Origin of the sequence: Micromonospora sp. NPDC049359 (genome assembly GCF_044466585.1) — a bacterium.
Taxonomy (GTDB): domain Bacteria; phylum Actinomycetota; class Actinomycetes; order Mycobacteriales; family Micromonosporaceae; genus Micromonospora.
In genome coordinates this window covers 304,032-314,615 of record NZ_JBITMW010000005.1, presented here as the reverse complement: position 1 = coordinate 314,615, position 10,584 = coordinate 304,032, and the positions used below count along the sequence as shown (strand labels likewise).

General features: G+C 72.2%; 2 protein-coding genes. Both read left to right on the top strand.

Translation table 11 applies throughout. The annotated features are described in order from the left end of the window. Positions 1 to 45 precede the first annotated feature (45 nt). On the top strand, positions 46 to 5,877 hold the full coding sequence (locus ACIBTX_RS15055) for an RHS repeat domain-containing protein (protein ID WP_396832600.1): 5,832 nt from the start codon (positions 46 to 48) through the stop codon (positions 5,875 to 5,877). A gap of 45 nt (positions 5,878 to 5,922) precedes the next feature. Then, positions 5,923 to 10,536, top strand: coding sequence for a LamG domain-containing protein (locus ACIBTX_RS15050; RefSeq protein WP_396832599.1), 4,614 nt, complete (start codon positions 5,923 to 5,925; stop codon positions 10,534 to 10,536). The last annotated feature ends 48 nt before the right edge of the window (positions 10,537 to 10,584 follow it).

Below are 10,584 nucleotides of genomic sequence, written 5' to 3'. Positions count from 1 at the left end.
GAGGTCCTGGTGCGCGTACGAAATTGTTGGTTGTTGGTTGTGGCGGTGGTTGTCGCGACGGTGGTGGCCTCGGCGCCGCCAGGGCTGGCTGCTCCGGCCGCTGGGTCGGCGGAGGGCAAGGGTTGGTCGGGGAAGCCGGCGCAGCGGGTGCTGGCCCAGCCGCGCGGGGCGGACCCGGAGGCGAACGTCGCCCTGCGTAAGGCACCCGAGGTGGTCTGGCCTGCAGCCGGCATCGCCGAGGTGCCGGTGCCGCGTGAGGTCGGCGGGCTGGCGCGCGACGACGCGTCGGCGTTGGTGCGGGCCGGCGCGCTGCCGGTGAAGGTGGGCGCGTCGACGGTGGTCGCCGGGGCGGCCACCGACCCGGGCACGGCGCGGGTGGAGGTCTTCGACCGCGCCACCACCGCCCGGGTCGGCGCGCGGGGGATGGTGCTGCGGATCGGCCACACCGACAAGGTGGCCCGGCAGACCACGGTCGAGGTCGACTACTCGGGCTTTCGGCAGGCGTACGGCGGTGACTACGCCAGCCGCCTCGGGCTGGTCCGGCTGCCCGACTGCGCCTTGACGACCCCGGCCGCGAAGGGGTGCCGGACCGGCACGGCGGTGCCGAGCCGCAACGAGGTCGACAGCGGCCTGCTGCGCGCCGAGGTCGGCGACGGACTCTACGCCGTGACCGCCGCCCCCGAAGGCAGCGCCGGCAGTTTCCGCCCCACCTCGCTGGCCCCGTCCGCCACCTGGCAGGTAGGCCTGCAGAGCGGCGACTTCAGCTGGTCCTATCCGGTGAGCACGCCGAACGTGCCCGGCCCGACGCCGGAAATCGCGTTGCGTTACTCGTCGGGTTCGGTCGACGGGCGGGTCGCGTCCACCAACAACCAGCCGTCCTGGCTCGGTGAGGGGTTCGACTACCAGCCCGGCTTCATCGAACGGTCGTACGTCCGGTGCGGCGACGACGGCGGGCCCACGACCAGCGGCGACCTGTGCTGGGCGACGGACAACGCCACGGTGGTGCTGCCGGGCCTCACCAGTGAGCTGGTCTACGACGCGGGCAAAGATCTGTGGCGGGCTGAGCAGGACGACGGCTGGCGGGTCGACCGACTCGGCGGAGCGCCGAACGGCGCCCGCGACGGCGAGTACTGGCGGCTGGCCTCACCCGAGGGCACCCTGTACTACTTCGGTCGGGAGCGGCTTCCAGAGGGCAGCGCGAGCAGCCCGACCACCGGGTCCACCTGGACCGTCCCCGTCTTTGGCAACGGCACCGGCGAGCCCTGTCACGGCGCCACCTTCGAGGCGTCCTGGTGCCAGCAGGCGTACCGGTGGAACCTGGACTTCGTCGTGGACCGCCACAACGACGTGATGTCGTACTGGTACGCCCCGGAGACCAACCACTACGGCCGCGCGGGGCGGACGGACCTGCCCACCCCGTACGTGCGGGGCGGGCAACCGACCCGGATCGACTACGGGCAGCGGATTGGTTCCGTCTACACCGCGCAGCCCGCGGCCCGGGTGGTGTTCACTCCGGCCGACCGGTGCGTTCCGGGCACCAGTTGCGTCCGTTCCCAGCCGCAGAATTGGCCGGACACGCCGTGGGACCAGTGGTGCGACACGACCGGGTGCCTGGTGCTGTCACCGACGTTCTGGTCCACCAGGCGACTCTCGAAGATCACGACTCAGGTGGTCACCGGTGGCGCGGCCCGGGACGTGGACTCCTGGACCTTCGGCCAGTCGTACCCGGTGCCCGCGGACCGGCAGCCGGCGGCGCTGTGGCTCGACTCGATCACCCGGGCGGGCCTGGTCGGCGGGACCGCCACCCTGCCGGCGGTGACCTTCGACGGGCAGCCGGCGGAGAACCGGGTGGACCGGGCCGACACCCGACCGGCCATGTACAAGCGGCGGATCAGTTCCATCTACACCGAGACCGGCGGGCTGATCCAGGTCGCGTACCAGCCGACCGAGTGTCGGGCCGGGACCGTGCCCGCCGTCGACAGCAATGAGAAGCGGTGCTTCCCGGCGATCTGGGGGACCACGCCGACCGAGGACTGGTTCCACAAGTACGTCGTGAGTCAGGTGACCGAGTCCGACCTGGTCGGCGGCAACCCACCGAAGACCACCTCCTACGAGTACGTGTTCGGCGGGTCCGGCTGGCATCACGACGACGCCGAACTGGTGCCGGCCGGACGCAAGAGCTGGGGACAGTGGCGCGGCTACCAGCGGGTGAAGGTCCGCACCGGCGCGGCGGGCGGTCGGCGCACGCTGACCGAGCACCTGTTCATGCGGGGCATGGACGGGGACGTCAACCGCACCGGCCAGCCCGATCAGGTGGGTGTCGATGGTGAGCCGGACCTACCGATGTGGCGGGGCTTCAACCGGTCCGTCACCGTCTTCGATGGCGACGGTGGTGCGCTCGTCAGCCGTACCGTCGCCGAGCCCCGCGACCTCGGGATCACCGCCCAGCGTCCCCGCGTCGGCGGGACCGGCGGAACGCTGGAGGCCCACCTGACCGACCTGGAATGGGAACGCGTCGAGACGGCACTGGCCGGCGGCGGTGTCCGAACCACCGAGCGGGCCTACACGTACGACGCCCGGGGCCGCCTAATCGAGACGCACGACCGGGGTGACGTGGCGGAGCCGGGTGACGACACCTGCTCCCGGGTCGAGTACGCCGAGAACACCACCGACTGGGTCGTCAGCGCGGTCAAGCGGGAGCTGACCCTCGGCGTGGCCTGCGACGCGGCCGGGGCGTACCCGACCGACCTGGTCGCCGAGAAGCGCTACTACCACGACGGCAACACGACGTGGGGCGCCCCACCGACCGCGGGTGACGTCACCCGGGTCGAGGAGGCGCAGACCGGGACCGGGGGTCCCACGTACGTCACCACCAGCCGGCGCACGCTCGACCAGCATGGCCGGCCCAAGCTGGTGTACGACGCGCTCGACGAACCCACCCGCACGACGTACACCCCGTCCGAAGGCGGACCGTTGACCCGTACGGTGGTCACCGACGCCCTCGGCTTCACGACCACGACGGAGTACGAGCCGCTGCGCGGTGTGCAGGCCAGCACGACCGACACCAACGGGGGCACCACCACCCGGGCGTACGACCCCCTGGGCCGGATCACACGGGTGTGGCGGCCGGGACGGTCGCTGAGCGCGCCGGCGAACGTCGAGTTCAGCTACACGGTGCGCAGCGACGGGCCGAGCGCCGTGCTGACCCGTACCCTGCTCGCCGGGTCGAGCTACCAGAACAGCTACGAGATCTTCGACGGGCTCCTGCGGCAACGCCAGACGCAGCGGGACTCGCCCCGGGGCGGGCGGATCGTCACCGACACCCAGTACGACCCGCACGGTCGGGTCGCCGTGGTCGTCGGACCCCGGCACGACCCCGACCCCGTCAACGGAGCGCTGGCACCCGATCCGCAACTGGTGACGGCGCAGACGGTGTACGGCTACGACGGCGCGGACCGGCCGACCTCCACAGCGCTCCAGGTCCTCGGCGAGGACCCGGACCGGTGGCGCACCACGACGGCGTACGGCGGAGACCGGATCTCCACCACACCGCCGGCCGGTGGTACCGCCACCACCGAGGTCCTCGACGCCCACGGCCGGCGGTCGGCACTGCGGCAGTACGCCGGACCGACCCCGACCGGCGGTTTCGACGAGACCCTCTACCAGTACGCCAAGGGCGGCCAACTGGCGACGGTCACCGACCCGGCCGGCAACGTGTGGCGCTACGGCTACGACCTGAGCGGCCGGCGGGTGCGCGAGGAAGCCCCGGACACCGGTACGACGCTCACCGGTTACGACGCGCGGGGTCAGGTGACCAGCGTCCGCGACGGTCGGGGCCAGACGGTGGCGTACCGCTACGACCCGTTGGGTCGCCGCACCGGCGCGTACACCGGTTCGACCGACGGCCCCCAACTGGCCGAGTGGACGTACGACACCGCGACGCTCGGCAAGGGACTGCCGGCCTCGGCGGTCCGCTACGTGGCCGGTCAGCGGTACGAAACCCGGGTTGTCGAGTACGACCTGCGGGGCCGACGGACCGCGACCGCGGTGGTGATCCCCGCCACGGAGACCGGGCTGGCCGGCACCTACCCCACCACCTACACCTACAACGAGGGCGACCAGGTCACCTCCACCGGGTTGCCGGCCGCCGGGGACCTGCCGGCTGAGACCCTGCGCCAGGGCTACGACAACCTGGGCTTCCCGACGAGTCTGACCTCGCCGCTGGACAGCTACGTGGCCGGCACCAGCTACACCAACCTCGGCGAGCCCGAGGAGTCGACGCTCGGCCCGGCGGGTCAGCAGGTGGTGCGCGGCTTCGGCTACCAGGACGGCACCCGGGCCCTCACCCAGTCCACTGTGGTGCTGGGCGAGGACCTGCTGGCCGCCACGGTGCACGAGTACGACCCGGCGGGCGACCTGACCCGGGCAGCGGATCTGGCCACCGGCGATGACCAGTGCTTCCGCTACGACCGGTTGCGCCGGTTGACCGAGGCGTGGGCGGGTTCCGGCGACTGCACCGCCGACCCGGCGACCGGTGACCTGGCCGGCCCGGCGCCCTACTGGCAGTCCTACGCCTACGACCCGACCGGCAACCGGACCAGGGACGTGCGGCACGCCGTGGGGGGCGACGTCACCCGCACCTACACCTACCCCGCGCCGGGTGGGGCGCAGCCGCACACCCTACGGACCGTCGATACGACCGGCCCGACGGGCAACCGCTCCGACGGGTACGGCTACGACGCCGCCGGCAACGCCACCGGCCGGCCCGGTCAGTCGCTGACCTGGGACGTGGAGGGTCGCGTCGCGTCGGTGACCACGAACGGGCAGACCACCTCGTACATCTACGACGCGGACGGCAACCGGCTGATCCGCCGGGATGCGGGCGGTAGCACCCTCTATCTCGGCGACACCGAGTTGCGCCGCTCCGGCGCGGCGACGACCGGGAACCGGTACTACCGGCACGACGGGGAGACCATCGCGCTGCGGGTCAAGGGCGGCGTCACGCGGCTGATACCGGATCAGCGCGGCACCGCCGTACTCGCGGTCGACGCGGCGACGCAGCAGGTGACCCGCCGTCACATGCTGCCGTTCGGCGACCCGCGCGGTGGCCCGGTGAACTGGCCGGGCGGCCGGGGCTTCCTCGACGGCGGCGTCGACCCGCTCACCGGCCTGACCCACCTCGGCGCACGCGACTACGACCCCGGGACCGGTCGGTTCGACGCCGCCGACCCGGTGGTCGACCACCAGGACTCACAGCAGGTCAACGGGTACGCGTACGCGAACAACAATCCGACCACCTTCACCGACCCGGACGGTCGCCGGGTCCGGATCCCGGAACCGTACGACAGCCTGTTCAAGCGACTGGGCGTCGCTGACCCGGTCCGGGTGGCATCGCAGTCGAGCACCGGCAAGCCCGTACCGAGGCCACAGTGCCATGGCGGCACCTGCTCCGTCACCGGGGTGATCAACGGGCCCGCACCGGTGCGGGAGTCCGACTCGTGGGTGATCGACCTGCCGATCTTCGAGGTCTATCCCCGCAACTACGGCCGGGACATCCGGGAGAGCCGGTGGAGCGCCTGCGACAGCGGTGATCCGGCGCCGGCGATCGCCTGCGCTCAACGGCCGGACCCGGCGCCCCGGGTGGTCTACCAGTGGCAGGAGCGCGACTGCGTGGGCTGGAACGACTGCCTCAGCCCACGGCCCTACGAGAACGTACGGACCGAGATCTACGACGACGAACCGGACGGTGGCCCGCCGCGCAACAGCATCGACATACAGCGTTTCCTGCACGGTGGCACGGGCGGCGGCCCGGTCGGAGGCACGGGGCGCTCCGCCGGTGGCTGGCCGTCGAGCGGCGGCGTCTACTACCTCGGCTGACCACCCCGCACGCTCCGACCGGGAACCGCAGAACGGGAGAACACGATGGGACGACTGGCGTATGCCGCGGCTGCGGCCCTGATGGGGGCGGCGCTGCTGGTGGGACCGTCGGGTTCGACCACGACGCGGTCCCGGCCACCGGAGCCGCCCGGTGTCGGGCAGGACCTCTCGGCCATGGCCCGGGCCCGGCAGACCGGGCGGCCGGTCGAGGACACGGCGTCGGGATCGGCGAACCGGGAGGTCTTCGCCCACCCCGACGGCACCTACTCGGCCCGCATCCACGCCCGCCCGGTGCGCGCCCGCACCGGAGCGGGGTGGGTGCCGATCGACACCACCCTGGGCCGGCGGCCCGACGGACGGGTGGCGCCCCGGGCCACCACCGTCGACCTGACCCTGTCCGGCGGGGGTACCGGGGACCTCGCCGTGCTGCGCACCGCCACCGGGGCGGAGTTGGCGCTGAGCTGGCCCCAGCCGCTGCCCCCTCCGGTGCTCACCGCCGACACCGCCCGCTACCCGGACGTCATCCCCGGCGTGGACCTGCTGATGCACGCCACCGCCGCCGGCTTCTCCGAGGTACTCGTGGTCCGTACGGCGGAGGCGGCCCGGCGACCGGAGTTGGCGCGGATCCGGTTCGGGCTGCGGAACGCCGGCCTCACCGTCCGCACCGATCCGGCCGGCACGGCCGTGGCGGTGACCGCCGACGGTACGCCCACGGTCACCTTCGGAACCGCCTGGATGTGGGACTCCTCCGGTGCCCGGCGGCGAGCCGCCACGACCGGGGTGTCCGGGCGGGCCGAACCGGTGGTGTCCCGCGAGCGGGAGCCGGCACTCGGTGACCGGCGGGCCCGGATGGGTCTGCGCGTCGAGCGGGACTCCCTCACCATCGTGCCCGACCGACGCCTGCTGACCGACCCACGGACCACCTTCCCGGTGTATCTCGACCCGCCGCAGTCGGCCGACCGGCAGCACTGGCTCATGGTGGAGCAGGACCTCTCGTACTACGGCTGGTGGGACTCCGCCTACGACGCCCGGGTCGGCCGTGATCCGGAGGACTCGACGACGGACCGGTTCCGGTCGTACTTCCAACTGGACACCGGCTACCTGGCCGACAAGCAGATCAAGAAGGCGATCTTCACGCTCAAGGAGAAGTGGCGCTACTCGTGCAGCCCGGAGCCGGTGTTCCTCTGGACCAGCGCACCAATCGCGGCGACCGGGAGCTGGGACGCCAAGCCGGCGTTGCTGCGCAACCTCGGTTCCGTCAAGACACCCTCCGGGGACTGCGAGACGCTGGAGACGGTCGAGTTCGATCTCCATCCGTTGGTCACCGAGGCGGCTGCCGCACACCTGCCACAGGTCACCCTCGCCATCGCGTCGGACGAGTCGAGCGGTGGGAACGGCGGCAAGGTGTTCGACAACGACCCGTTCGTCGACGTCTGGTACAACAGTCTGCCGGCGGCGCCCACCCAGGTCAGCACCGCCCGCGTCGCCGGCTGCTCGGCCACCACCCCGGTCTACGTGGACACCGCCCGACCGGAGTTCCGGGTCCGGCTCTTCGACGCCGACGCCGGTCAGTCGATCTTCACCCGGTTCGAATGGCGCGAGGCCGGCTCGTCCTCGATCTCCTCTGCCGACTCGGACGCCCACGCCTCCGGACAGGAGGTGGCCGTACCCGTGTCGACCGCGCTCGAACAGGATCGTGTCTACGAGTGGCGGGCGTCGGCCTACAACAACGAGTTCGAAGGGGTGGTGGACGTCGGTCCGGCCAGCCCGTGGTGCCGGTTCGTCGTGGACACCACCGCACCGACCGGCAAGCCGACCGTGACCCGGGTCTGCGTCGGTGCCTGCCCCACGACGTTCAAGGTCGACCAGCCCGCACAGTTCCGCCTCGACGCCCGGGCCATGCCGGACGTCGTCGCCCTCGCCTACGCCCTCAAGGACAGGTCGGCCACCACCGTGCCCGCCGTCGACGGCCAGGCGACGATCACCGTCACCCCGGTCAAGACCCTGGACACCCTGCGGGTCTACGGGGTGGACCGGGCTGGCAACCGGAGTCAGTACACCGACTTCTCGGTGCTCGCGACCGGCCTGCCCGTCGAGGCGGCGGGCTGGCCGGTCGACCGCACCGACACCGGCGTCCTGGCCGACACCCGTACCGCCAACCCCATCACCCTGCGCGGCGGCTACTCCTGGCGGGAGGGCCAGTCCGGCGGCGACGCCATCGCACTGGACGGTGCCGACGGCACCGGCGGACAGACGCCGGGGCCCGTCGTGCACACCAACACGAGCTTCACCGTCACCGCCTGGGTCCGGCTCGACGCTTCCGCCGACTGGCGGGTCGCGGTCAGCCAGTCCGGGATGAATTTCGCCGGCATGGAGCTGCGCTACGACGTGACCAACCGGTGGGCCTTCGTCATGCGTACCAGCGACACCGAGGCCGGCACCGAGGACGTCGCGCTGTCCAACACGCTGGCTCAGGTCGCCGTCTGGACCCACCTCGCCGGCGTCTACGACCACGAGGCCGGCGAACTGCGCATCTACGTCGATGGACGGCTCGCCGGGCAGGCGCCCCACCGCAGCACCTGGGACGCCGCCGGTCCGTTCGTCGTCGGCTACCGCAACTGGTACGGATTCACGCCGTCGCGCTGGCAGGGCCTCCTCGACGACCTGCACGTCTATCCGTACGCCGCGTCCAGCCGTCGGGTCGCCGAGATCACTGGCGCCTTCGGCCGGTGGGGTCCGACCGCCTGGTGGCCGCTGGACGGCACCGACAGCGACGCCACCAGCGGCCAGCACACCCTCGCCCGGATCGGCGCCACCGGCTGGACCACCCGGAGGCAGGGCACCGACGCGCTGACCCTCGACGGCGTCGCCGCGCAGGCGTACACGGCGAACCCGGTCGTGCACACCGACGCCAGCTTCAGCGTCGCCGCCTGGGTGCGCCTGGACCGGGACGCCACCGCCGTAGCGGTCAGCCAGGACGGTCAGGTCGACAGCGGATTCGTCCTCGGCTACCGGGCCGGCGTGGGTTGGATCTTCGGCAGGAAACGCGCCGACAGCGCGGCCGACACGGTCCCGTCCGACGTCGCCGCGTACCGGGTGCCCCCGCAACTCGGCGTGTGGCTTCACCTCGCCGGGGTGTACGACCACGACCGGCGCCAACTGTCCCTCTACGTCAACGGCCGACTGGCGGCCACGGCCGGGCACGAAGCCACCTGGGACGCCCGTGGATCCTTCGCCCTGGGTCGGGGTCGGCTCGGCGGCCGGGACGTGTACTGGCCGGGCGCCCTCGACGAGGTGCACGCCGTCGGCGTCGCCACCGGCGCCGACCAGGTTCGGGAGTGGATGGCCAGTGACGTCCCGTACGGTGCGCGGGCAACGTGGGATCTGGACGATATCGCGGCGGGTGCCACCCGCAGGGACGCCACCGGCAACGGGCACACCCTCTTCGTCGCGTCCGGCGTGAGCACCAAGGCCGGCAAACGGGGCAGCGCCCTGGCGTTCCCCGGTACCGCCGGCGCGGCCGCCTGGACCGCCGGACCGGTCGCCCGAACCAACACCGGCTTCACCGTCGCGGCCTGGGTCAAGCTCGACCGCCTGGATCGTCCGGCCACCGCCGTCAGCCAGGACGGCGAGGCAGCAAGCGGGTTCAGCCTGGGCTATGACGCCACCTCGCAACGCTGGGAATTCGCCATGAGCAAGGAGGACGGTCCGACCCGGCCCGGCGGCAGCACCGTCGTCCGGTCGACCCAGTCACCGGTGGCGCAGACCTGGACCCACCTGGCTGCCACCTACGACGGCCTCAAACACGAGATCAAGCTGTACGTCAACGGCGAACTCGTCGGCACCGTCACACACACCAGCACCTGGACCGCCACCGGACCGGCCGTCATCGGCCGCGCCATGGCTGGCGGTGGGCCGGTCAACTGGTTGCCGGGCGCGGTCGACGAGGCCCGCATCATCGACCGGACCTCGGCGCCCGAGGAGATTCGGGACCTGTTGGACGCCACCATCCTGGGGCCCGGCGCCTGGTGGTCGCTGAACGCCGGCACCGGCGTCAACGCCTCCGACGACTCCGGCAACGGTTTCCCACTCGCTCTCGTCGGCGGTGCGAGCTGGACGACCGGGCGGTGCGCCAACGCGCTCCAGTTGGACGGACACACCGGTGGGGCCACCGCGCCCGGTCCGGTCCTGCGCACCGACCAGAGCTTCACCGTGGCGGCCTGGGTCCGCCTCGACGGCGCGGGTGGTGACTTCGCCGCCATGAGTCAGGACGGCCTGCTCGCCAGCAGCTTCTACCTCGGTTACAACGTGAGGCTCAACAAGTGGTGGTTCATCCTGCCCACCGCCGACTCGGCGAACCCCGAGGACGTCGTCGCGTTCTCGACCGGTCCGGCCCGCTCGGGAGTCTGGACCCATCTGGCCGGCGTCTACGACGCGACCGCACACGTGATGCGGCTCTACGTCAACGGCGTGCCGTCGACGGCGACGGCGGTCAGCGCCAGCTGGGACGCCGTCGGCATGACCAGGATCGGCGCGGCCCAGTGGAACGGGAACCTGGTGGACCACTGGCCGGGGCTGATCGACGACGCACGGGCGCTCGCACGGGCGTCCAGCCAGGCAGACGTCCAGGCCATAATGGCCGGCTGCCCGGGTGGCTGATCCCCGCGGGCGGCCGATCCGCAGCGACCTCGGCCACCGGATTGTGCC